The organism is Subsaximicrobium wynnwilliamsii (genome assembly GCF_007997225.1).
GTDB lineage: Bacteria > Bacteroidota > Bacteroidia > Flavobacteriales > Flavobacteriaceae > Psychroserpens > Psychroserpens wynnwilliamsii.
Genome location: NZ_VORM01000009.1, coordinates 38,158 through 62,035 on the forward strand (window position 1 = coordinate 38,158; position 23,878 = coordinate 62,035).

General features: G+C 40.5%; 21 protein-coding genes. 18 read left to right on the forward strand and 3 right to left on the reverse strand.

Annotated elements, in window-relative coordinates:
• The first annotated feature begins 18 nt into the window (after positions 1-18).
• From ESY88_RS09680 to ESY88_RS09750, 15 genes are all read left to right on the forward strand, one after another.
• A complete protein-coding gene (locus tag ESY88_RS09680; protein WP_147087075.1) occupies positions 19-1,005 on the forward strand; it encodes an FAD binding domain-containing protein in 987 nt (328 codons plus the stop codon).
• A gap of 23 nt (positions 1,006-1,028) precedes the next feature.
• Entirely contained in the window at positions 1,029-3,209 is a 2,181-nt protein-coding gene (locus tag ESY88_RS09685; RefSeq protein WP_147087076.1) for a xanthine dehydrogenase family protein molybdopterin-binding subunit, read from the forward strand.
• Between the two features lie 127 nt (positions 3,210-3,336).
• Positions 3,337-3,798 (forward strand): (2Fe-2S)-binding protein, encoded by a 462-nt coding sequence (locus ESY88_RS09690; protein WP_147087077.1) that lies wholly within the window; start codon positions 3,337-3,339, stop codon positions 3,796-3,798.
• Positions 3,799-3,826: 28 nt separating this feature from the next.
• On the forward strand, positions 3,827-6,091 hold the full coding sequence (locus ESY88_RS09695; RefSeq protein ID WP_147087078.1) for a xanthine dehydrogenase family protein molybdopterin-binding subunit: 2,265 nt from the start codon (positions 3,827-3,829) through the stop codon (positions 6,089-6,091).
• A gap of 13 nt (positions 6,092-6,104) precedes the next feature.
• Positions 6,105-6,443: a winged helix-turn-helix domain-containing protein gene (locus ESY88_RS09700; protein WP_066434165.1), complete on the forward strand. Its 339-nt coding sequence runs from the start codon at positions 6,105-6,107 to the stop codon at positions 6,441-6,443.
• A 76-nt stretch (positions 6,444-6,519) separates the two neighbouring features.
• On the forward strand, positions 6,520-7,674 hold the full coding sequence (locus ESY88_RS09705) for a cysteine desulfurase family protein (protein ID WP_147087079.1): 1,155 nt from the start codon (positions 6,520-6,522) through the stop codon (positions 7,672-7,674).
• Positions 7,671-8,825 (forward strand): XdhC family protein, encoded by a 1,155-nt coding sequence (locus ESY88_RS09710; protein WP_147087080.1) that lies wholly within the window; start codon positions 7,671-7,673, stop codon positions 8,823-8,825. Before ESY88_RS09705 ends, ESY88_RS09710 begins: the two co-directional genes overlap by 4 nt.
• Positions 8,826-8,848: 23 nt before the next feature.
• Positions 8,849-9,427 carry a nucleotidyltransferase family protein gene (locus ESY88_RS09715; RefSeq protein WP_223270791.1) on the forward strand — a complete coding sequence of 193 codons (579 nt, stop codon included), beginning with the start codon at positions 8,849-8,851 and terminating at the stop codon, positions 9,425-9,427.
• Positions 9,424-9,660: a MoaD/ThiS family protein gene (locus ESY88_RS09720; RefSeq protein WP_147087082.1), complete on the forward strand. Its 237-nt coding sequence runs from the start codon at positions 9,424-9,426 to the stop codon at positions 9,658-9,660. Before ESY88_RS09715 ends, ESY88_RS09720 begins: the two co-directional genes overlap by 4 nt.
• The gene (locus tag ESY88_RS09725) at positions 9,660-10,670 is read left to right on the forward strand and encodes a HesA/MoeB/ThiF family protein (protein WP_147087083.1); all 1,011 of its coding nucleotides are present in this window, start codon (positions 9,660-9,662) and stop codon (positions 10,668-10,670) included. The genes ESY88_RS09720 and ESY88_RS09725 overlap by 1 nt, the downstream gene beginning before the upstream one ends.
• A complete protein-coding gene (locus tag ESY88_RS09730; RefSeq protein WP_147087084.1) occupies positions 10,663-11,106 on the forward strand; it encodes a molybdenum cofactor biosynthesis protein MoaE in 444 nt (147 codons plus the stop codon). The genes ESY88_RS09725 and ESY88_RS09730 overlap by 8 nt, the downstream gene beginning before the upstream one ends.
• Position 11,107: 1 nt before the next feature.
• The gene (moaCB, locus tag ESY88_RS09735; protein ID WP_147087085.1) at positions 11,108-12,004 is read left to right on the forward strand and encodes a bifunctional molybdenum cofactor biosynthesis protein MoaC/MoaB; all 897 of its coding nucleotides are present in this window, start codon (positions 11,108-11,110) and stop codon (positions 12,002-12,004) included.
• Entirely contained in the window at positions 11,997-12,989 is a 993-nt protein-coding gene (gene moaA, locus ESY88_RS09740; RefSeq protein ID WP_066434197.1) for a GTP 3',8-cyclase MoaA, read from the forward strand. Before moaCB ends, moaA begins: the two co-directional genes overlap by 8 nt.
• A complete protein-coding gene (locus ESY88_RS09745; RefSeq protein ID WP_147087086.1) occupies positions 12,989-14,155 on the forward strand; it encodes a molybdopterin molybdotransferase MoeA in 1,167 nt (388 codons plus the stop codon). The genes moaA and ESY88_RS09745 overlap by 1 nt, the downstream gene beginning before the upstream one ends.
• Before the next feature lies 1 nt (position 14,156).
• Positions 14,157-14,912, forward strand: coding sequence for a sulfite exporter TauE/SafE family protein (locus tag ESY88_RS09750; RefSeq protein ID WP_147087087.1), 756 nt, complete (start codon positions 14,157-14,159; stop codon positions 14,910-14,912).
• 148 nt (positions 14,913-15,060) lie between these two features.
• Here the strand turns inward: ESY88_RS09750 and ESY88_RS09755 are convergent, their stop codons facing one another.
• The 3 genes from ESY88_RS09755 to ESY88_RS09765 all read right to left on the reverse strand — a co-directional run bounded on the left by ESY88_RS09755 (position 15,061) and on the right by ESY88_RS09765 (position 18,779).
• The gene (locus ESY88_RS09755; RefSeq protein WP_147087088.1) at positions 15,061-15,687 is read right to left on the reverse strand and encodes a DUF4403 family protein; all 627 of its coding nucleotides are present in this window, start codon (positions 15,685-15,687) and stop codon (positions 15,061-15,063) included.
• Between the two features lie 415 nt (positions 15,688-16,102).
• Positions 16,103-17,446, reverse strand: a complete 1,344-nt coding sequence (locus ESY88_RS09760) for a sensor histidine kinase (protein WP_147087089.1) — start codon at positions 17,444-17,446, stop codon at positions 16,103-16,105.
• Positions 17,436-18,779 carry a sigma-54-dependent transcriptional regulator gene (locus ESY88_RS09765; RefSeq protein ID WP_147087090.1) on the reverse strand — a complete coding sequence of 448 codons (1,344 nt, stop codon included), beginning with the start codon at positions 18,777-18,779 and terminating at the stop codon, positions 17,436-17,438. Before ESY88_RS09765 ends, ESY88_RS09760 begins: the two co-directional genes overlap by 11 nt.
• A gap of 323 nt (positions 18,780-19,102) precedes the next feature.
• Between ESY88_RS09765 and ESY88_RS09770 the strand changes: the two genes are divergently transcribed.
• The 3 genes from ESY88_RS09770 (at position 19,103) to ESY88_RS09780 (ending at position 23,785) form a co-directional block, all read left to right on the forward strand.
• Entirely contained in the window at positions 19,103-20,356 is a 1,254-nt protein-coding gene (locus tag ESY88_RS09770; protein ID WP_147087091.1) for an efflux RND transporter periplasmic adaptor subunit, read from the forward strand.
• Positions 20,357-20,520: 164 nt separating this feature from the next.
• A complete protein-coding gene (locus ESY88_RS09775) occupies positions 20,521-21,222 on the forward strand; it encodes an ABC transporter ATP-binding protein (RefSeq protein ID WP_147087092.1) in 702 nt (233 codons plus the stop codon).
• A gap of 130 nt (positions 21,223-21,352) precedes the next feature.
• On the forward strand, positions 21,353-23,785 hold the full coding sequence (locus ESY88_RS09780) for an ABC transporter permease (RefSeq protein ID WP_147087138.1): 2,433 nt from the start codon (positions 21,353-21,355) through the stop codon (positions 23,783-23,785).
• Positions 23,786-23,878: the final 93 nt, after the last annotated feature.

Below are 23,878 nucleotides of genomic sequence, written 5' to 3' on the forward strand. Positions count from 1 at the left end.
TTTTAAAATTCAACCAAAATGAGACCATTCAAATATACAGGTGCACAAAATAAAGATCAAGCGCTTCAGGCTTTTACAGCAACTTCTCATTATCTCGGGGGTGGGACAAATCTGGTGGATTTGATGAAGGAAGATGTGGAGCGTCCAGATCAACTTATCGATATTAACAACCTCGATTATAAAAAAATAACTTCTAATGAAAATGGCGGACTAACACTTGGCGGAATGCTTAGCAATTCTGAAACTGCCAATCATCCAGAAGTAAGAACCAATTATCCCTTACTATCCATGGCCATGCTTTCTGCTGCCACGGCGCAGATTAGAAATATGGCGAGCAATGGAGGAAACTTACTGCAGCGCACCCGTTGTCCGTATTTCTTCGAGGTTTCGATGCCCTGTAATAAAAGAGAGCCAGGTTCCGGATGCGGAGCGTTGAACGGAATGAATGCTTTACACGCCATTTTTGGATATAGCGATAGTTGTATTGCTACAAATCCTTCAGATATGTGCGTGGCGCTCGCTGCCATTGGAGCAACGGTGGAAGTTCAGCAAACAGATGGTTCTTCACGCATGATAGCATTCACAGATCTTCATCGTTTGCCGGGCGATCGGCCTGAAAAGGATACGACCCTTATGCAAGGAGAATTAATTACTGCCATTCATTTATCAGAGCCAGAGTTTGCAGATCATTATTACTACTTAAAGATTCGCGAACGTTCCAGTTATGCGTTTGCATTGGTATCGGTTGCTGCAGGATTGCAGGTAAAAAGTGGAGTGATCACAAAGGTTGGATTGGCCATGGGCGGAGTTGCGCATATCCCTTGGAAACTTACAAAAGCTGAAGCATTCCTTGCTGGAAAGAAACCAACTTCGGAAAATTTTGAAGCAGCCGCAGCACTGGAGATGAAGGATGCAAAACCTTTTGAAGCGAACACATATAAAGTAGAAATGGGCAAAAATGCGATCGTAAGAGCGCTTACCCAAGCCTACGAGAGAACCGTATAGACCAATCCCGAAAAATTAAAATTATGACGAAGACAATAAATGCATCCGGTGTTGGAACTGCCATCAATAGAGTGGAAGGCCATCTTAAGGTCATGGGAAAGGCTAAGTATGCGACTGAATTCCCGGTAGAGAACAAAGTTTATGGACAAGGTATCAACAGTACGATCGCTAAGGGAGAGATCATCTCCATAGATACTTCTGAAGCTGAAAAATTAGATGGGGTTCTAAAGATCATTACTTATAAAAATGCTGAAAAACTAAAAGATTTCGATAAGGAAATGACCCCAATTGCCACAGACACTATTGCTCCGGTGTTGCAAAGTAATAAAGTGCATTATTATGGAGAATATGTTGGTCTTGTTGTGGCAGAAACTTTCGAGCAGGCACAATATGCAGCGAGTTTAGTGAAATTTGAATATAAAAAGGATCCTTCCGCAGTTATCGACTTTGAGAAGTCGAAATCCAAAGCCTACACTCCAGATAATGGTTCAAATTATTCAAGGGGAAATATGGAACAAGGACTTTCTGAAGCAGATTCGGTAGTAGAGCAAACCTATAATACACCAATCGAGCATCACCACCCAATGGAATTACATGCCGTTATCGCCTCTTGGGATAATGGAAAAGTAACGGCCTATTCGAGTCAGCAAATTGTGGAAGATGCTAAAATAGCCATCTCAGGCACATTCCAGATTCCGAAGAAAGATGTGCGCGTCATATCTGCTTTTGTGGGTGGTGGATTCGGATCTAAACTAAACCTGGATCGACATGTGATTATGGGCGTAATGGCGTCTAAAATGGTGGGAAGACCAGTTCAGGTAACCGTTACCAGAACGCAGATGTTTACCAATACAAACATGCGTCAACAGAACGAACAAAAAATACGTGTAGGCGCTAAAAAAGATGGTACGCTCACAGCGCTTTCTCATGAAACGCTTTCTCATACCGCTACAAACCAAGAATATCAGGAGCCTTGCGGAATGGTTTCTAAGATGTTATATAAAGTACCTAATAATGAGGTGACCTATAAGTTGATCCCGATGAATATCCAGGTGCCCTTCGCTATGAGAGCTCCCGGAGAAGCTACTGGTAGTTTTGCATTGGAATCTGCTATGGATGAAATGGCCTGGAAACTTAAAATGGATCCTTTGGAATTCCGCATAAAAAACGATACACAAACCGATCTTCATGAGAACAGACCATTTTCTTCCCGCTTATTGGTGGAATGTTTGAGAATTGGAGCCGATAAATTTGGTTGGAAAGACCGAAAACCAGAACCACGTACTAACAAAAAAGGGAATTGGCTTATTGGTTATGGCGTAAGTGCCGCTTCCAGAAATTCTCCATACCAGAAAACGCATTCAAAAGTAATTCTGAAATTGGATGAAGATAAGGTATTTGCTACCATCCAAATGGATGCCACTGATATTGGTACTGGTAGTTATACCATTATTGCCCAAACCGCTTCAGAATACTTAAAGATCCCGGTAGAACAAGTAAGTGTAGAATTAGGGGACTCCGATTTCCCCATAACCCCCGGTTCCGGAGGTTCTTGGGGAGCAGCTTCCTATTGTAATGGAGCCCGTGCTGCTTGTGAAAATGCGATTAAAACACTTAAGAATAATGGAAATATAGCAGAAGACGAAGAAGTTGCGGTTTCTGAACTTCTAAAAAAGAACCAACTTACCAAATTCGAAGCTGAAGGAATGGCGGAGCCATCTGCAGAATTCGCAAAATACTCGGTTTTCTCATTCGGCGCTAATTTTTGTGAAGTCTGGGTAGATAAGGATACAGGAATGTATCGCATTGAGAAGATGGTCAATGTAGCTTCAGCTGGAAAAATATTAAACCCGAAGACGGCGTACGGACAGATCATAGGAGGTTTAACGATGGGCGTAGGCATGGTCATGGCTGAACAAACTCATGTGGAACCTAATTTTGGAAATTTTATTACCCGTTCTTTTGCAGATTATCACGTACCGGTAAATCTGGATATGGCCAATATTGATGTGATCTTCCTTCCCGAAGAAGATAAGGTCGCCAATAAAATGGGTATTAAAGGAATTGGCGAATTGGGGATAACCAGTGTTGCTGCTTCCATTGCAAATGCCATATTTAACGCCACTGGTAAGCGAATGCGAAGCCTGCCTATCACTCCAGAAAAGTTGATTGTAGCAGGTCTGGAGCCCGGCATAACAGCTTAAAAACTAAAGTAAAAACGCCTAGCTCTAGAGTTGGGCGTTTTCTTTTTATAAGGTTTTGAATAATAAGTCTTCTAATATGTATCGATAAAAGGAAATTATTTCTTAATTTTTAGGAAAATTTAAGATCATGGCAGAATTCAGTATTAACATTAATGGCGAGAATCATAACGTAAACGTCGATCCTAGTACGCCCTTGCTATGGGTGTTGAGAGACCATCTGAAAATGGTAGGTACAAAATATGGTTGCGGTATAGCCCAATGTGGAGCTTGTACAGTACATTTTAATGGAACTGCCGTGAGATCTTGCCAGCTTCCTGTTTCTGCAGCAGTAGATAATATGATCACCACAATAGAAGGACTTTCAGAACATGGAGACCACCCAGTTCAAAAAGCTTGGTTGGAGCATGATGTGCCACAGTGTGGTTATTGTCAGGCAGGGCAGATCATGACTGCTTCGGCATTGTTAAAACAAAATCCCAACCCAAGTGATAAGGATATTGACAATGCCATGAGCGGGAATATCTGCCGTTGTGGTACTTACACCAGAATTAAGGCTGCCATCAAAACGGCTTCAGATTCACAACTCTAATCATTATCAGTTTAATTCATACATAAAAATGACTAAAATAAAAACATCAATGGGCCGAAGATCCTTTATTAAAAGTGTTTCTTTAGCTGGAGGCGGACTGATAATAGGATTTAATTGGTTAGCGTGTCAAGGCCCTACGGAAGAAGGTGGAAAGGAATTGGCGATGCAAATGCCAGAGGAGTGGTTCGAACTGAATGGCTATCTCAAAATTGGAGATAACGGCATTGTAACTATTTATTCTCCAAATCCGGAAATTGGTCAGAACGTGAAGACGTCTATGCCAATGATCGTTGCTGAAGAACTCGATGTAGACTGGAATAATGTAGTGGTAGAACAGGCGCCTTTGAATACTGAAGTCTTTACCCGTCAACTTGCAGGTGGAAGTCAGTCTATTCGTCAAGGCTGGCAATCCTTAAGAACAGCCGGAGCAACAGCAAGGCAAATGTTGCTAACCGCTGCTGCAAAGCAATGGGAAGTTCCTGTATTAGAACTTTCAGTTGAAAACGGAATAATAAGTCATAAAAATAGCGACCGTACCATTGGATACGGCGAGATCGCAAAAGCTGCCGTAAATGTTGAAATTCCCGAAGAAGTGGAATTAAAAAATATAGACAGCTTTAAAATTATAGGCACCTCCCGGAAAAATGTGGATGCCAAGAAAATAGTTACAGGTCAACCATTGTTCGGGATAGACACTTTTAAAGAGGGAATGTTGATTGCGATGATTGTGCAACCGCCAGCTTTCGGAATGGAGTTCAAAACGATGGATGCGGCGAAAGCGAAAGGAATGCCAGGCATAAAAGATGTGTTTACCATTGACACCTATCCTGATGATATGGAGAAGGAATGGAGCGATGTCGCAGCATTTTCTAAACTTGTCGTCGTAGTTGGCGAAAGTACCTGGCAGGTCATGCAGGCTAAAAAAGAAGTAAAGGTGGAATGGGATTTAAATCCGAAACTCGTTAAACAAATTGAAATCCTCGAGAAATCTGCAGGAATGGATGGTGTCAGCGGATTGGAAAGCACTTCGATCCATATGACACTAATGGCAGATGTAGGCTCTAAAAAATCTGAAATTGTGAGACGAGATGGGAATCCTGAAAAGGCATTTAAAAATGCAGCTCGGGTTATTGAACGTTCTTATACCTGTCCGTTCCTGTCTCACAACTGCATGGAACCAATGAACTTTTTCGCAGACGTTAGCGGAGGTAAGGCAGAATTATTAGGCCCAATCCAAACTCCTGAATTTGCCGAGAAAAGTGTAAACAAACGTCTGGGATTAGACTTGGAAAATATAGACATTCAAATGACCCGAATGGGTGGTGGTTTCGGTCGCAGACTGTATGGACATTTTCTTGTGGAAGCAGCTGTGATTTCTGAAAAAATGGGAACACCCATCAAACTTGTGTATTCAAGAGAGGATGATATGACCAACGGGGTATACCGTCCGGCGTATCACGTCACTTATCGTGCAGCGCTTGATGCCAATAATAAACTAACCGCTTTTCATGTAAATGCGGGAGGAATCCCTGAAAGTCCGCTTTTTGCGAATCGGTTTCCGGCAGGAGCAATAGAGAACTATTTAGCTGAAAGTTGGAGTATGGAATCGAATATTTCAACCGGAGCTTTTAGGGCGCCGCGATCTAATTTTATAGCTGGCGCCGAACAGTCTTTCTTGGACGAATTGTCCGAAGAAATGGGTCAGGATCCTATTCAATTTCGTTTAGATCTATTGGATCGCGCAGGAAGCAATCCTGTTGGTGAAGAAAATGATTATGATGCAGCCCGTTACGCTGGGGTTCTAAAGCTAGCTAGAGACAAATCTGGCTGGGATAACACTACCGGATTGAGCAGAGGTGTTGCTGCCTACTATTGTCATAACTCTTATGTGGCGCAAATTTTAGACCTATCGGTAAAGAATAATCAGCCATCGGTGGATAAAGTGACCTGTGCTGTAGACTGCGGGATCGTGGTAAACCCTGACGCCGCTAAAAATATGGTTGAAGGTGGTACCATCGACGGCATTGGTCATGCGCTTTATAGTGAAATGACCTTCAAAGATGGAGTGCCACAGCAAAGCAATTTTGATACTTACAGACTGATTCGTCACAAAGAAGCTCCAAAAACAATAGATGTTTATTTTATAGAGAATGGCATAGATCCTACAGGTTTGGGAGAACCGCCATTTCCGCCAATTCAGGGCGCTTTAGCGAATGCGCTTTACAAAGCAACCGGAAAGCGATTTTATGATCAGCCATTTATTTCACACATGCAGGATGATTTAAAGACCTAAAGATGCCGCTTGAATGAAGCAATTAAAGATCAAGTGCTGGATAGAAGCAGATGGAGAAAAGTATTACGGACCGGGACCACATGAACTCCTTAAACAGATTCAAAAGGAAGGTTCCCTTTCCAAAGCTGCCGAGAAAATGCACATGTCGTATAAAAAAGCTTGGGCAATGGTTCAAAGACTGAATCAATTTTCAGAAGAGGCATTGGTAATTTTGAAAAAAGGAGGCCAACATGGAGGAGGCGCTGAAGTAAGTCCTTACGCATTAGAAATAATGAAAGAATATGATACGCTTCAATTGAAGGTAAAGCAATTGATAGATCAAGAAGGAAAATTACTAAAGTTCTTAAAATAACATTAAATCACAAGAGAAGTCCGTATCCTTTCTTAAATTTATAAACCGATATGTTTACAAATACATAACGCTTTTAATGAAAACTAAAAATAAAATATATCTGGATTACAATGCGACCACACCGGTAGATAAAAGAGTGGTGGATGCAATGTTGCCTTATTTTACTGAAATGTTCGGCAATGCCAGTAGTGATCATGTTTTTGGATGGGATGCTGAAGAAGCTGTTGAATTCGCAAGGGAACAGGTTTCCAATCTGGTAAATTGTAAACCTACAGAGATCACGTTTACTTCAGGTGCTACGGAAGCTGCGAATCTTGCCCTTTTCGGCTTTTGTAAAAGGAACAGCTCAAAAGGAAAACATATTATTACCTGTAAAACAGAACATAAAGCCATTCTGGATACCATGCAGGCGCTGGAAAATGAAGGTTTTCAGATCAGGTATCTGGATGTGGATACTGAAGGAACTATCGATCTTGAAGAATTAGAGAATGCCATTAATGCGGAAACTATTCTGGTTTGTTTGATGCTTGCTAATAATGAAACCGGACTCATTCATCCAATGAAGCAGATTGAAAAAATTGTTCATTCTAAAGGTGTTAAGTTGATGAGCGATATTACGCAGGCGGTTGGGAAGATTCCTGTAGATCTGAAAGAACTGAATTTAGATCTTGCCATTTTCTCTTCTCATAAGCTCTACGGACCTAAAGGCGTTGGTGCGTTATATATCAATAAAAAGAATAAAGTAGAGATCGACCAAACCGTTTTTGGCGGAGGTCAGGAAAAAGGAATGCGTCCGGGAACTTTGAACGTACCCGGAATTGTTGGTTTTGGAAAAGCTACGGAAATTGCTTCTGAAGAAATGCAAGAGGAATCCATCAGAATATCAAAATTAAGAAATAGGCTGGAAGCGCTTTTGGAAGAAATTGAAGATGTTCTTATCAATTCAAAGAATAGCGACCGACTTCCAAATACAACCAATGTCTCTTTTGGAAACAGTGATGGCAATCAATTAATTCGAAAACTGAACAGTCTAGCTGTTTCCCGTGGTTCTGCTTGCACATCGAATTTGATAAATCCATCCCACGTATTAAAAGCCATGGGATTAAGTGATGAAGTTGCATTGTCTTCGCTTCGAATTAGCCTTGGTAGAAATACCACGCTGGCTGATATCAACTTTGCTGCGGAAGAAATAAAGAATACAGTTCACCAACTAAAAAAAGCGGTGGTATGAGAGAGTTGGATTTCATCATATCGCAATACGAAAATTTAAGTTCTCAGGGAATCGGATGCGTGCTGGCGACCGTTGTTCATGTGGAAGGTTCTTCCTATAGACGTGCCGGAGCGAGAATGCTGGTAGATGAATTTGGGAATATTGCTGGAGCCATCAGCGGTGGTTGCCTGGAAGGCGATGCGCTTAGAAAAGCTTTACACGCCTTACATCAGCAAAAAAACAAACTGATCACGTACGACACTAGTGATGAAGACGACGCTGTAATCGGCGCGCAATTGGGTTGCAATGGCATCATTCAGGTGTTGTTTGAGCCACTGGATTATGAGGATAGCCTAAACTCATGTGAACTGCTTAAATCTGTCCTTGCACAGAAAAATTCTTTGGCAATTGCAGTTCAGTTCAACTTAGACAGATCTAAAGAGCAAACGGGTACAATTTTGGTAATCGATGAAAATTCAGAATATACAGGTAGAAAACCGGAAAACGAAGTATTAGACCTTATTCTGCAACAAGCTCAATTAACTCTGGAAAATAAAAGATCTCATTTTGCTGAATTTTCTATTAACGGAGAAACGCATCATTTATTCATTCAGAATTATCAACCTCCAATAAAATTGATCATAGTTGGAGCCGGGAATGATGCTCAGATCTTGGCACAACAGGGAGATTTACTTGGATGGGAAGTGATCGTCACTGATGGTAGACCAACGCATGCGAATAAAGAACGTTTTACCAGTTCTTGCCAGGTAATTGTAACAAAACCTGAAAAAACGCTGGAGAATATAGAGATAGACCAACGCAGTTGTTTTGTGCTGATGAGTCATAATTACAATTACGATTTGGCGGTGTTAAAACTGTTGCTGACTGAAGATCAAATTCCATATATCGGAATTTTAGGTCCACTGAAGAAATATGAGCGAATGCAAAATGATCTGGAGTCTGAAGGAATTCGACTTTTTGAAGAAATTGCAAAAAAAATCCACGCCCCGATAGGTTTGGAAATTGGAGCAGAAACACCTGCAGAAATCGGACTTTCAATTCTATCTGAAATTCAATCGGTATTGACGCAGACCAGTGCAAGACCATTAAGAGAGAAGTCGGAACCTATACATGAGAAGAAAAATAATCATTTCAAAGAAATAAAGGTTTGATAAAGAATGCTAAAATAGGAGTTATGATTCTTGCGGCAGGTTCTTCCAGCCGACTTGGGTATGCAAAGCAATTAGTGGAATTTAAAGGTAAATCATTATTGCAACACGCGATAGCTATTTCAGAAGTGATGGATTTTGACAGCAAAGTTTTAGTGCTGGGAGCAAGGAAAGAAGAAATAGAACGTAAAATAGATTTAAAGGGATTTGAGATTTTGATAAATGAGAACTGGGAAGAAGGAATGGCTTCCAGCATCAGGAAAGGCGTGTTGAGGTCTCAGGAATTAGAAAATAATTTGGATCATATAGTAATTTTGCTTTCAGATCAACCCTTTGTGAGCAGAGAAAGCATTGAGGCATTGATACAGGTTCAGTTGGACAAAAATAGTCAAGCTACCTTTTCAGAATATGCCGGAGATATTGGAGTTCCTGCAATTTTTTCTGCGGAAGTTTTTCATGATTTGAAAGAATTGAAAGGAGATCAGGGAGCCAAAAAACTCATTCATGATCAGAAATTAGATTTTGAGATCGTGAAATTCGAAATGGGAAATTTTGACGTGGATACTTCGGAAGATGTAGAATTATTAAAACAAATGGAAGAATGAAAGTGACCTTAAAATATTTTGGTGTGATCGCTGAGTCAGCCGGGAAAAGCGAAGAAGTTTTAGAGCTGGAGCAAGGATTATCCCTAAGAGAATTGAAAGATCAGCAGATCAAAACATATCAGATTCAAGATGCAGGATCGGTACAAATTGCGGTAAATCAGAATTTAAATAACGAAGTAGAATTAAAAGAGGGCGATGAGGTGGCATTTTTACCACCATTTGCAGGAGGTTGATGAGATACGACAGACAAATAAAATTAGATGAAGTTGGAGTTTCGGGGCAGGAAAAACTCCGCAACGCCAGTGTTTTGATCGTTGGCGTTGGCGGACTTGGATGTCCTGCAGCGCAATATCTTACGGGTGCAGGGATTGGAAAAATAGGATTGATGGATCATGATACAATTTCCGTTAGCAATCTGCACCGACAGGTTTTGTATGATGAAAACGATCTTGGAAAGTCTAAAGTTTTGGTAGCTAAAGAAAAGTTACAGCGATTGAATAGCGAAATAGAGTTGGTTGCCATTGAAGAGGCCTTAACCATTGATAATGCGGAAAAGCTTTTCAGTGAGTATGATCTTATCCTTGATGGAACCGATAACTTCGAAACAAAATACCTTATCAACGATGCCTGTATTTTGGCCGGAAAGCCTTGGGTATATGCGTCGATCTATAAAAATGAAGGGCAACTTTCGGTGTTCAATTATCAGAACGGGCCTAGTTACAGATGTCTTTTTTCCAAGACAACCCGACAGAATGTAAGTTGTGAAGCAACCGGAGTTTTAGGAGTGGTTCCAGGAATTTTTGGAATGCTTCAGGCGATGGAAGCTCTCAAGATAATTTTGGGTGTTGGAAATGTGCTTTCAGGAAAACTGAAAATATCGAATCTGCTTTCAGGTTCAGAACAAATTTTGAATATTCAGAAAAAACCGGAAGAGATCGAAAAAGTGAAAAAAAATGGAATCATGTCGGTGCGTATGGACTGCGAAATGAAAGATTCCGATAAAAAATATCTGGATGTTCGGGAGGAATTTGAACAGCCAAAAGTGACTGCTGCCAATGTGATCCATATTCCTTTGGGAGAGCTGCAACAGCGTTCGAATGAAATTCCAGAGCAAGAAGAAGTGCTGGTGTTTTGCCAGTCTGGAAAACGAAGTGCGAAAGCAGTTGAAATGCTGCAAACAGATTTCGGGTTTCAGAATTTAAAAAATGTAGAAGGAGGTATAAAAACTATAATAAATGGATAAGAAAAAACCAAAGAAAGTATTTGTTCAAGGCGCCATTCCGCCGGAGAAGATCGCCAATTCAATAGCGAATCATCAGTCGAAAACCAATATTGGTGCACATAGCATCTTTCTAGGACAAATTCGTGCCGATGAAATTGACGGTAAAATGGTAAGCGCAATTGAATATTCGGCATACGAAGACATGGCAGAACGTGTTTTTCATGAGATAAGGGAAGCGGCATTTTCAAAATTCGATATTACCTGTGCCCATATTTATCATAGTCTGGGCCAAGTAAAAACTGGAGAACTTTGCCTTTTTGTGTTTACCTCTTCGGCACACCGAAAGATTGCAATAGAAGCCTGCAATTATTTCGTGGAAGAGATCAAGGCCAATGTGCCCATTTTCGGAAAAGAGATTTTCGAAGATGAAACCCACCAATGGAAAGTGAATACATAATATGGTTGATATAACCCATAAAATAAATACGTTGAGGGAAGCTACCGCAATTGCGATAGTAAGGACTTCCAACGAAGACACGATAAAGGCGCTACAGGAAAATAGAGTTCCGAAAGGGAATGTTTTTGAAATGGCCAGAGCTGCAGGATTACTGGGCGTAAAGAAAACGCCAGAGCTGTTGCCAGATTGCCATCCCTTGCCTATTGAATATACAGGGATAGAATATGAGATAAACGGATTGGAAATCCAGATTTCAGTTAAAGTAAAAACCATTTATAAAACTGGTGTTGAGGTGGAAGCCATGCATGGAGCAAGTATTGTGGCTCTTACGATGTATGACATGCTAAAACCTATCGACAAGAATGTAGAGATCGGGACAATCAAACTTCAGAATAAAAAGGGAGGAAAATCTGCTTATAAAATTGATGCTGAAGGATTGACTGCAAAGGTCATTGTGTGTTCAGATACCATTTCGAAAGGAAAAGGAGAAGATAAAGCAGGAAAGGCCATCGTTTCAAAATTGGAAGCACTTGGAATTAAATCTGAACGGATTATTATTCCAGATGAACCTGAAGACATAAGATCGGCATTAAATACTGCAGATGCAGATATTGTGATTTTTACGGGAGGAACTGGCGTTAGTCCGCGTGATGTAACTCCTGAAACTATAGAACCAATGCTGGATCTGAAATTGAAAGGCGTTGAAGAACAAATGAGAAATTACGGGCAGCAGCGCATGCCTTATGCGATGCTTTCCAGATCTGTAGCCGGAATAAAAGACGGAAAGGTAGTCTTGGCATTGCCAGGATCTACCAAAGGAGCTGCAGAATGTATGGACGCCATATTCCCGCACGTATTGCACGTTTTTAAAGTTATAGAAGGAAAAAGACATGATTGAAGAAAAAAAGAAAATAGTAGATAATTTTGGAAGAGCACATACCTATCTCAGGATCTCGCTGACCGATCGTTGTAACCTGCGTTGTTTTTACTGCATGCCAGAAGAAGGAATTGAATTGATGGAGAAATCCAATATCATGACCATTGAAGAGATCATTGAACTCGCTACAACTTTTCGCGATCTAGGGGTGGATACCATTCGGCTTACCGGTGGGGAGCCTTTGGTAAGAAAGAATTTCGGGTATCTGGTAGAGGAACTGGCAAAACTGGGAGTGACCCTAAAAATCACTACCAACGGAATTATGCTGGATAAATATCTGGATTTATTTCAGAAGATAGGTTTGAAAAAAATCAACCTGAGTTTGGACACTTTGGATAAGGCAAAGTCGGTTTTCATCACGAAACGGGATTATTTTGAGCGTATCATCAAGAATATCGAAACGGCTCTTGAAATGGATATGGAAGTGAAGTTGAATATTGTCTTGATAAAAGGAGTGAATGACAATGAGATCAATGATTTTATTGAACTGACCAAGAATAAAAATCTGACCGTAAAATTTATAGAATTCATGCCTTTTAAAGGCAATAAATGGGACTGGAGCAAAGGTGTCGGAAAACAAGAGATTCTGGATATTGTTTCTGAACGTTTTGGAAATATTGAAGTATTACAAAACCCAAAGCACAGTACATCGTCAAATTTTCAAGTGAAAGGTCACACAGGGAGTTTTGCAATTGTAAGCACGATTACGAATCCCTTCTGCGCCGATTGTAACCGTATTCGACTAACTGCCGATGGTAAAATGATGAATTGTCTTTTCGCAAATTCAGAAACCGATCTGCTCACGCCTATGCGTAATGGTGGGGAAATGAACGAGCTAATTATAAACGCGATCAAGACCAAAAAGTTTTCCCGTGATGGCATGGATGTAAAAATGGATGCCGACCATTACGAACAAAACAGGTCTATGATTTCAATTGGAGGCTAATGGTAACAATTGAAGAAGCACATAAAATTATCAAAGATCAGAAGGTTAAGCTGAAAACAGAAACAAGGAAACTTAGTGACTGTCTCGGTTTTTCAATTTCAGAAGATATTAATGCTCCCTTTGATATGCCTTCTTTTGATAATTCGGCAATGGATGGCTATGCCTTATGCGGAATTTCTCAGGAATATAAAATCGTTGGGGAAGTTGCTGCCGGTGACAAGAAGGAGTTTGAATTGAAGGAGTTTGAAGCGGTGCGCATTTTTACCGGAGCGAAGGTTCCTAAAAACACTTCCGCAGTGATGATGCAGGAGAAAACCAGTGTGGCTGGAAACAAGCTTACTTTGGAACAAATGCCGAAGGAAGGACAGAGCATTCGTAGAAAAGGAGAAGAGTTAACCCAGGGTCAGCTTGTTTTCGAAAAAGGATACAGCATCACTCCTGCAGGAATAGGGTTGATAGGAAGTCTGGGAATCCAGAACGTTGAGGTTTTTAGAAAGCCACTTATTAATTTGATCACTACAGGAAACGAATTGATAGAGCCCGGAAAACCAAAGGCAGTAGGGCAGATCTATGAATCAAATAGCTACGCACTGGCTTCCGCTTGTGAACAGTTCGGATTTAAATGTGGGAATAAGAAACAAATTGAGGATGATTTTGAAGCAATAAAATCAGGAATAAAAAAATCCCTTGAAACTGCAGATGTTTTAATTCTTTCCGGAGGAATTTCAGTGGGAGATTATGATTTTGTTAAGCAGGCACTGGAAGAGAACGGAGTGGAAGAGCAGTTCTATAAAGTCTTTCAAAAGCCTGGAAAACCGCTCTATTTTGGAAGAAAAGAAGAGAGATTTGTATTCGCTTTACCAGGAAACCCTGCATCTTCCTTAAGTTGTTTCTACGTCTATGTATTGCATTTTCTTTATCAGCTTAGCGGATCAGAAAAACGCGGATTGCCACGATACGCTTTCCTTATTTCCCATGATTTTGAGAACAGAGGCGATCGGCCTTCATTTTTGAAAGCAAAGATCAGCAATGGTGAAGTTGAGATCCTGGACGGGCAAGGGTCGTCTATGATCTTATCAATGGCACAAGGAAACGCGTTGGCTTTTATAGATGCTGAAACTTCGCTTAAAAAAGGGGAACAGGTACAATGTCTTTTAATCTCATAGCATGCCTATAGAATACCTGCCCTTTATCTTTTTCTTTATTGCCTTATTCTACAGTTCCGTTGGTTTTGGAGGGGGCTCAAGTTATCTGGCAATTTTGAGTCTGGTGCTTACCGACTTTTATGAGATCCGTTCCACAGCTTTGATCTTAAATATCTGTGTGGTTACTATTGGAACAATCGTTTATATGAAGCATGGGGTTCTAAAACCAAAATTGCTTTGGCCGTTTTTTGTGCTAAGCATCCCAATGGCCTATTTAGGAGCACTGGTGAAGCTTTCGCAAGACTCATTTTTCTTAGTGTTAGGTTGTGCTTTGTTATTGGCAGGGATATTTATGCTGCTGAAACTTGTTCAAAGTCGATTAGAATCTGTAGAATTTTCCAATCCTAAGAAGCTGTTATTAGGAGGAAGTATTGGATTGCTCTCTGGTATTTCTGGAATTGGGGGTGGGATATTTTTGTCTCCAGTATTGAACTTACTTAAATGGGAAAATCCCAGAATCATTGCTGCGCTGGCTTCAGTTTTTATCCTCGTGAATTCTCTTGCGGGACTTGTGGGCCTTAACGTAGCAGGAACCTTTCGTTTGGACTATGATCTTGTATTCAACCTTATTATTGCAGTTGTGCTCGGTGGAAGTCTGGGATCTTATCTGTCCAATAAAAAATTCAACTTAAAGATTTTAGGAATCCTTACAGCAATACTTGTGTTCTATGTTGGGTTGAGACTCATTCTATTGCACGGCTTTGGAATAAAAATCTGAGTACGTAAATAAATTTACTTTGAGGGATGCATGCAGCGACTCCCTTTTTTCGCGAGATTCAACTTGAGACTGCATCTTTTTAGAAAATAGTCTTAGTCATGTTCAGTGTATTTTCTGAATTTAAAATAACCCCAAATTTTAATGCCATTTAGAAATCCAAGTTTTCTACGTCAATGATGCCCCACCCATTTATTGTTATGATGATCCATATATTTTTTTGTTTTATCTCAAAATGAGTGACAGTTAAGTCATTCAATGCTCCTAAAACCGAAATTCCACTTTTGATTTCAATTTTAGAAGCAAGCTTTGCATTTAACAGCATCAGGTTTTCAGTTATAATTGGTAATAATTCAATATTGAGTTTTTTGATGAATTTTCGATACATAAATGTATTGATCACAGATTTCAGCATCTGATTAGCAAACCAACTTTTTCCTGTACTGTCAATTTTATAAGTTTCAATAAAAATTTTTTGGGATTCCATATCCATGTTCACAAAGGTTTGAATTGAGATTTCAAGTTCTCGACTTTTGTAGAGCGTTGTTAGGGTTTCTAATTTAACTATCAATTCTAAATTGTACTTTTTGATAGTGCTTTTGGCGATATCAATCTCGAGTATCTTAAAGTAATTGATACGCTTTCCATTAGAATTATCCCTACTGATGATTTTCCCTTTGAACTCTTTATTTAAGTAATTTTTTAAGCTTATAAAACTAACTTTAATGGGAATGGATAGCAATATATCTTGATTGGTTGCTTCTTGGTCATAATTCATAGTTCAGAAATTAAAGATGAGACGCGATTAAACGAATTTGACTTTTACAAATTTGCTTGAGTATGTATTGGTTTTTAAGACATTAATTTTCAAACTATTTCAATTCACGAGTATTCATAAATTTAGCTAAAAGTTTAGCCATCACGAAAGTTTTTGATTTTTAATCTAAAGCGCATGTTGGAGCATAAATCAATACCATTTTTCAGATATAAATTTTGTCGTCTAAGGGTTTGATTTGTAACAGGCCGTTCTTTTTAATGGCGCCACTCTCAAGAAATCCATGGTACTTTAGTCCATGGTTTAATACGAAAAGGAACAACGATCGCTCTATAGGAAGTAACTCAAAATAGTAAAGTGTCGAGGCGATTTTTTTATAGAAAACAGGTGTCAAAACCACATTTTGAGCTTGAAAATCCTAGAACAACAAGCTTACCACTGTGCCTTCATGTTCTATACTTTGCAATTGAATTTTACCGCCATGCAAGAGCATTATTTGTTTGCAAAGGCTTAGCCCAATTCCGCTTCCGGTCTTTTTGGTACTGAAAAACGGCACAAAAATACTGTCCATGATTTCGGCTGGAATGCCTTTGCCATTATCGCTCACCTTGATTTGGGCAGCGCCTTTATAACCGATGGCCGCCGATACGGTTATCTGTGGTTTCACGACGCTTTCTGTGGCATCGAAGGCATTTAGTATGAGGTTGATGAGCACTTGCTCGATAAGATAAGCATCAATTTCAAAAAGCAAATTGGGATCGTCCAACTTGAAAATCAGTTGCACTTCCCTGTCCTCCAAAGAAGGTTTCATGAGCTCGCTAATGTTGTCGAACAGCTCAGAAACTTTGATTTTGGTTTTATTGACATGCGTGATTTTGTTGAGACTTCGATAGGTCTTTGCAAATTTCATCAAGCCTGCACTGCGTTTTTTGATACTGTTGAGACCTGCATTGACATCTTCCAGTTCCAATGAGGTGGTTTTTGGGTGTTCTATGGATTGCTGAATGTTTTTCTGAAGGGTTTCTGCTAAAGACGTGATGGGTGCAATGCTGTTCATGATTTCGTGGGTCATCACGCTCAACAGCTTTTTCCAAGCTTCACTTTCGTTGCGGTTTAGGGTGTCTTCAATATTCTGAAGCACGATGAGCTTGAAGGAATGGGATTCCATCTCAAAAACCGTGTCTGAAATCAAGACTTTAAGTGATTCCTGTCGCAGCTCCAAAGTGACCGAAGTCGTGTTGGAGTGGTAGGTCTCAAACAATTCGTCATATATTTTTGCCGCTCTTTTTTCAATAAAACTGATGTTTTTAAACGCAGGGAAATCCAAGGTTTTCAGGAAAGAGTCGTTCGTCCAGAGCACTTCGCCAGTTTCAACATTATAAGCGATGAGGCCAATATTGACCATCTCCAATATTTTTTGAAGGTACACAAACTGTGCTTGGCGTTCGCTGTCTATGGCCTTGATGGTTTTGTTGACCAAGTTAAATCCCTTGTGCAGCTCTCGAATGTCCTGTGGGCCTTTGGTCTCCACAAACCATCTTGAAAAGTCGCGGTATTTAATGGATTCGAAGAAATCATCCACTTCCACAAAACGTTTGACCATAAAACGATAGAGGTGATATACCGCAATTACCGAAAGGATACCACCTCCTATAATCACGTAGGTCTTGACCCAGGCAATCCCAAAAGCCAATAAAATCAGCGCAAGAAGCAAGCCCAGCACCCGTATCGTAAGCGAGAAGACGTAGCTTTTATAGGTCATATTTATGGAGTCTGCGATAAAGTGCCGCGCGGGTAATGCCCAATTCTTTGGCAGATTTGGAGATGTTCCCGTTGTTTTTCTCAATCACGTTTAGGATGGTGTTTTTTTCAAGTGCATCCAGATTGGTTTCGTTTTCTGTCGCTCGCACTTGCGGTTGTTCAATCGCCGAAAAGGTCAAATCCTCTGCTTCTAAAAGGTCTTGATCGGCCATGATAATGGCGCGTTCTAAAGCATATTGCAATTCGCGAACGTTTCCGCTGAAATGGTGTTTTTTCAGTTTTTGAATAAAACTGGCCGACAGGCTAAAGTTTCCCTTTCCGTATTTTTCAGCATAAAAATCGATAAAATAATGGGCCAGTATGGTCATGTCTGTGCCACGTTCCCGCAAGGGTGGAATGGTCATATCAACCGTGTTGATGCGGTAAATCAAATCTTTTCTAAAACGCCCTTCATCTGCCAAATCGCGGATTGATACATTGGTGGCGCAAATTAAACGAATGTCAATGGATATGGATTGGTTAGCGCCTAATGGTGTTACTTGCCTGTTTTGCAAAACCGTTAATAAACGCGCTTGTTGACGCAAACTTATATTTCCTATTTCATCTAAAAAAAGTGTGCCACCATTTGCAGCTTCAAACCTGCCTTTGCGGTCTTCCCGGGCATCGGTAAATGCTCCCTTTTTATATCCGAAGAGCTCACTTTCAAAAAGTGTTTCGGTTAAAGCGCCTACATCCACTTTTACAAAAGGCTTGTGTTTCCGCAGTGAATTGTCGTGAATCGCCTTGGCAATAAGGTCTTTTCCTGTTCCGTTTTCCCCTAAAATGAGAATGTTGGCGTCGGTTGGTGCTACTTTCTTCAGTTTAACAAAGACATCCTGCATCGCTTCACTGTCGCCAATTATTTTGGTGTCGGCATTTAAATGCAGCTTTTTAGGGCCTTGTTTTTTCTGTTTTTCAATGCGTTCGCGTATGGCATCCAATATTTTTTCGTTCTGCCAAGGCTTGACCAAAAAATCGGCAGCGCCTTCCTTTAAAGAGCGTATGGCCAAATCAATATCGCCATAAGCGGTAATTAAAATCACATCCACCTCGGGGCTTTGTTTCTTTATTTTATTCAGCCAAAAGATACCTTCGTTACCTGTATTTACCAACCCGTTAAAATTCATATCCAGGACCACCACATCAAAGGCATGTTGCTGCATGAGGTTGAGAATGTTGTTGGGATTGTTATTGGTTACTACCTCTTTTACTTTCGATTTTAGCAAAAGCCGAAGCGCGATGAGCACATCCTCATCATCGTCGATGACCAATATTTTTGAGTTTTGGAGAAGCATAGTTAAAATAGCATTGCTGTTTGGTTAAGTCTTAAGGCCTTTCCTGCTGGTAGGTTACTAAAAACCATTTGAAATAGAGCTAAATCGAAAGATTCTAAAATTATTACCGAAGACTAAGGATACAATATTAATAAATTCAAGTCTTTTAACTGTGAATTCTGAATCCATAATTTAGAATTAATAAAACTGTGTCGGCAGCGAACAGGGAGTGTCTTAAAACCGAACACTTTTTATTCAGTAAAAAAACTTATAACTCTAAAAATGAACGTATTATGGTTTTGGCATCATATTCACAATGTATCCATTGAAAAACAACATACTCTATGGACATTCTATTGGAAAAAAAACGATTCAGCACTAAAAACTTATTACTTATAGGGGGCATCTTCCTGTTGTTGGCTTTAATCGTTTTTGTGATTCTATCGTCTATGGGCGGTTCAAAACTGAACGTCGAGAAAGAACGCATTAGCATCAATGCTGCGGAACAAGGCGTTTTTCAGGAGAATATTCCAGTAAACGGAATCGTGCTGCCCATTACCACTATTTACCTGGACGCTTTGGAAGGTGGTCGCGTGGAAGAAAAGTTGGCTGAAGACGGCGCGGTGCTCAAAAAAGGAGATCCTATTTTGAGACTTTCCAACACCGATTTGGAATTGAGCTTGATAAATCAGGAAACCCAAGTGTACAATCTGCTAACCCAAATGCAGATTTCGCAAAATGTGGCGCTTCAAAACACCATCAATAAACTCAACCAATATACCGATGTGGAAAGTGGTTTGATTGAAGCGAAACGCGTTTACGACCTCAATAGCAGACTTTATGAAAAGGGTGCCATTGGCAGACAGGATTTGATCAAGGCACAAAATGAATACGACTATCAGAAGGAACGGATGCAGCTTTCAAAGCAAATCCTGAGTCAGGATTCCATTGCGGTTAAACAAGAGAAGGGCCAAGTGCAAAGCAGTTATGCCCGAACCCAAAATGCGCTTGAGCTCATGCGCCGTAAAGTCGCCGACCTTGTGGTTAAAGCTCCAGTAGATGGGCAATTGACCTCTTTAGATGCTGAAATTGGCCAGTCTAAAAACAAAGGCGAACGTTTGGGGCAAATTGATGTGCTGAGTGGCTTTAAGGTGCGCGCCGATATCGATGAGCATTACATTTCAAGAATTTATACGGGGCAAACCGGTAGCTTCAGTTTCGACGGAAAAAGTTTCGAGCTCAGCATTAATAAGGTCTATACGCAAGTGACCAATGGCAGATTTCAAGTGGATATGCAATTTTCGGAAAATGTGCCTGAAGGCATCCGTCGTGGACAAACCTTACAAATACGTTTGGCCTTAAGTGATGAAAAACAAGCCTTATTGATTCCGAAGGGAGGCTTTTTTCAGCAAACTGGTGGGAATTGGATTTTTAAAGTGAGTGAAGATGGCAACACTGCTTATAAAGTGGATATCACTTTAGGCAGCCAAAACACCGAATACTATGAAGTCCTTTCTGGTTTGCAACCAGGCGATAAAGTCATCACTAGCAGTTATGATAATTATGGCGATGTGGAAGAGCTGATTTTAAAAGATTAACCCGACCTGCCTGCCTGCCTGCCTGCCTGCCGATAGAGGCAGGGCACGAGCGATACTTGTAGGTCTGAACTATAAATTTGAATAGATTCCCGCGCTGCGCTCTGAATAACAACCGGTCTTCGCACGGAATGACACAAAAAATAAACTAAGTATACCAATACACTATGATAACAATAATAGATTTAGAAAAGTATTACGCCACAGAAGAAGTGCGTACCATTGCCTTGAATAAATTATCCTTTAAGGTTCGGGAAGGCGAATTTGTCGCCATCATGGGGCCTTCGGGTTGTGGCAAGTCCACCTTGCTGAATATTTTAGGCTTGTTGGACGATCCCGATGGCGGCAGCTTCATCTTCAACGATATTGAGGTGGCAGGTTTTAATGAACGAAAACGTGCCGAGCTTCGGAAACACAACATCGGCTTCGTATTCCAGAGTTTTAATTTGATAGATGAACTTACGGTTTTTGAAAACGTAGAGCTTCCGCTCATTTATACTGGCGTAAAAGCTGCCGAACGGAAGGAACGCGTGGATGCCGTTCTTGAAAAGATGGGCATCATGCACCGGCGGAAACATTTTCCGCAGCAATTATCTGGAGGGCAACAACAGCGTGTGGCAGTCGCCAGAGCTGTGGTTAACAATCCCAAACTCATTCTTGCCGATGAGCCCACGGGAAATTTGGACAGCAGCAACGGTAACGAAGTCATGGACCTGTTGACCGAATTGAACGAAGCCGGCACCACCATCATCATGGTCACACACAGCGAGCACGATGCGAAATACAGCCACCGCATTATTAGAATGTTGGATGGGCAAAAAGTCACAGAGAATATTTTGGCGGATTATAAGAGTTCGGTAGCCCCCTAAGCCCCAAAGGGGAACTCTTACTGGGACGGAAATTAATAAGTAATCGTCAATGCCAGACCTAACAGGTTTTCATCCCGATAGCTATCGGGACTGTGAGGTCTATCAATCAAAAATCAAAAAACGAGCAATCATGTTTAGGAATCATATTAAAATCGCATTTAGAAGCTTAAAAAATCAGCCATTTTTTACCTTGATCAATACGTTTGGTCTAGCTATAGGTATGGCTGGCAGCTTATTGATTGGGTTGTATATATATGATGAGTTGAGCTATGACAAGATGTTTGCAGATGCTGGTCGTATATACCGCATTGATATGGACATCAAATTTGGCGGTGCAGAAATTAAAAGTGCTGAAACTGCGCCACCTATGGCGGCGGCCTTACAAAGAGATTTTGCTGAGGTTGAAAATACAGTTCGGTTTAGAATCCTTGGCAGTAATTTATTTAGAAGCAGTGATAAATCGGCCAATATCAAAGAGCTCTCAACGACCTACGTGGATGCTACCTTTTTTGATATGTTCGGTCTTGAACTTATTGATGGTAACAAGGAAACAGCACTCAAGGAAGCCAATACCCTAGTAATGACCAGAACGGCTGCTGAAAATCATTTTGGCAGTATCAACGTAGTAGGAAAAAGTCTTTTATTAAATAATGAAGATACATATGTCGTAACCGGTGTCATGGAGGATTTACCTAAAAATTCCTTTCTTAAGGATTACAGCATATTTATGGCAATGGCCGGAAATGTAGCCTCCAGAGAGAATATTTGGGGTAGTAATAACTACTTTACATTCGTTAAGGTGTTGCCAGCAACCCGAATGGATCATTTTCAACTACAACTGGATGGTTTGCTTGAAAAATATATATTGCCTTGGGCTCAAAAGACATTTCCTGGTATGACTGCAGCATCTTTTGCAGCATCTGGAAATTACATAAGGTATCATACCATACCGTTGACAAATATTCACCTCCATTCTGACAACCAGATTGAAATGGGCGAAAAGGGAACCATCCAAAACGTATACATTCTATCATTTATAGGGTTCTTCCTTATTTTTTTAGCCTGCGTGAATTTCATGAACCTATCCACTGCGCATTCCTTAAAAAGAGCTAAGGAAGTAGGCATACGCAAGACATTAGGGTCTAATAGAATCCAATTAATAGTTCAATTTTTGACAGAATCTAGTTTGATTTCTTTTGCATCCATGATTCTTGCCGTTATAGTAGCTTTTATTGCGCTGCCCTTTTTTAACGACCTTGCTGGTAGAACTATTTCAATTCCTTTCACAGAGCCATTATTCTATGTTGCCATTTTACTCTTTACGATGGTATTGGGACTTTTTTCTGGCAGCTATCCAGCTTTCGTCATATCTCGATTTATTCCCGTGGAGACACTCAAGGGAAATGGATTTAAAAACGGTAGCAAATGGAATATCAGGAGCATGCTTGTCGTATTTCAATTTGGGATTGCTGTATTTCTAATTGTAGGAACACTCGTTATTTTTCAACAATTGCAATTTATACAGAACAAAGATTTAGGATACAGTAAAGAACAGGTTCTCGTAATTAGTGACAGCTATGCAGCAGGACAACAGGTAAATGCTTTTAAGCACGAGGTGCTAAGTTTGAGCGCAGTTAAAAGCGCCACGTTGAGCAGCTTTATGCCTATAGCTTCAGCTAGATCCAATAGTTCCTTTTTTAGAGAAGACGCTATGGATCAAAAATTTGCGATTCAAATGCAAACTTGGGATGTCGATCACGATTACATGAAAACTTTTGGAATGGAGTTAATCGCCGGCCGAGGTTTTAACAATCAATCTGTAGCAGATTCTACCGCCACTATCATTAATGAATCCACACTTACAACACTTGGTTTAAGTGCACAGGAGGCTCTTGGAAAAAGAATCACAGAGGACGTCGAACTTGGGAAGCCTGTGTTCTATCGCATTATTGGAGTGATCAAGGATTTTCATTATGAATCTTTGCGAGAAGACATTGGTGCGCTGGGACTATTCCTGAATAAGTCAACCGGATCAATGGCTGTTAAATTGCAAACAGATGACTTTGCCAGTGCCATCTCAAGTATTGAAAACATCTGGAATGAACAAGCTCCTGGCCAGCCCTTCAATTATCGCTTTATGGATGACGCATTTGATACCTCTTATAATGAAGAGCGTCGATTGGGCAACATCTTTATTGTTTTTACTTCCTTATCTATTTTCATAGCCTGTCTAGGTCTCTTTGGTCTGGCTGCATTTAATGCCCAAAAACGAACTAAAGAAATAGGAGTCAGAAAAGTACTGGGAGCAAGTGTGAGTCAAATCACTTTTGGGTTGACCACAGACTTTCTGAAATTAGTCGCTATTGCTACTGCAATCGCATTACCATTAGGGTGGTTTGTTATGAATATATGGTTACAGGATTTTTCCTATCGCATACAGATCAGTTGGGAGATATTAGCCTTTGCAGCATTCTTAGTGATCCTCATTGCGATACTTACGGTAAGTTACCAAAGCATTAAAGCCGCAATTGCCAACCCTGTAAAAAGTTTAAAGACAGAATAGGCCCCCTCTGCCCATGCTGGCATCTACCCCAAGAGGGGAGAAAACAGTTGGATGGATTAACAAAAGACCTCACAGGTTTTTATCCCGATAGCT

Coding starts and splice junctions, on each gene's coding strand:
- ESY88_RS09680 (WP_147087075.1), top strand. CDS start 19: ATGAGACCATTCAAATATACAGGTGCACAAAATAAAGATCAAGCGCTT.
- ESY88_RS09685 (WP_147087076.1), top strand. CDS start 1,029: ATGACGAAGACAATAAATGCATCCGGTGTTGGAACTGCCATCAATAGA.
- ESY88_RS09690 (WP_147087077.1), top strand. CDS start 3,337: ATGGCAGAATTCAGTATTAACATTAATGGCGAGAATCATAACGTAAAC.
- ESY88_RS09695 (WP_147087078.1), top strand. CDS start 3,827: ATGACTAAAATAAAAACATCAATGGGCCGAAGATCCTTTATTAAAAGT.
- ESY88_RS09700 (WP_066434165.1), top strand. CDS start 6,105: ATGAAGCAATTAAAGATCAAGTGCTGGATAGAAGCAGATGGAGAAAAG.
- ESY88_RS09705 (WP_147087079.1), top strand. CDS start 6,520: ATGAAAACTAAAAATAAAATATATCTGGATTACAATGCGACCACACCG.
- ESY88_RS09710 (WP_147087080.1), top strand. CDS start 7,671: ATGAGAGAGTTGGATTTCATCATATCGCAATACGAAAATTTAAGTTCT.
- ESY88_RS09715 (WP_223270791.1), top strand. CDS start 8,849: ATGATTCTTGCGGCAGGTTCTTCCAGCCGACTTGGGTATGCAAAGCAA.
- ESY88_RS09720 (WP_147087082.1), top strand. CDS start 9,424: ATGAAAGTGACCTTAAAATATTTTGGTGTGATCGCTGAGTCAGCCGGG.
- ESY88_RS09725 (WP_147087083.1), top strand. CDS start 9,660: ATGAGATACGACAGACAAATAAAATTAGATGAAGTTGGAGTTTCGGGG.
- ESY88_RS09730 (WP_147087084.1), top strand. CDS start 10,663: ATGGATAAGAAAAAACCAAAGAAAGTATTTGTTCAAGGCGCCATTCCG.
- moaCB (WP_147087085.1), top strand. CDS start 11,108: ATGGTTGATATAACCCATAAAATAAATACGTTGAGGGAAGCTACCGCA.
- moaA (WP_066434197.1), top strand. CDS start 11,997: ATGATTGAAGAAAAAAAGAAAATAGTAGATAATTTTGGAAGAGCACAT.
- ESY88_RS09745 (WP_147087086.1), top strand. CDS start 12,989: ATGGTAACAATTGAAGAAGCACATAAAATTATCAAAGATCAGAAGGTT.
- ESY88_RS09750 (WP_147087087.1), top strand. CDS start 14,157: ATGCCTATAGAATACCTGCCCTTTATCTTTTTCTTTATTGCCTTATTC.
- ESY88_RS09755 (WP_147087088.1), bottom strand. CDS start 15,687: ATGAATTATGACCAAGAAGCAACCAATCAAGATATATTGCTATCCATT.
- ESY88_RS09760 (WP_147087089.1), bottom strand. CDS start 17,446: ATGACCTATAAAAGCTACGTCTTCTCGCTTACGATACGGGTGCTGGGC.
- ESY88_RS09765 (WP_147087090.1), bottom strand. CDS start 18,779: ATGCTTCTCCAAAACTCAAAAATATTGGTCATCGACGATGATGAGGAT.
- ESY88_RS09770 (WP_147087091.1), top strand. CDS start 19,103: ATGGACATTCTATTGGAAAAAAAACGATTCAGCACTAAAAACTTATTA.
- ESY88_RS09775 (WP_147087092.1), top strand. CDS start 20,521: ATGATAACAATAATAGATTTAGAAAAGTATTACGCCACAGAAGAAGTG.
- ESY88_RS09780 (WP_147087138.1), top strand. CDS start 21,353: ATGTTTAGGAATCATATTAAAATCGCATTTAGAAGCTTAAAAAATCAG.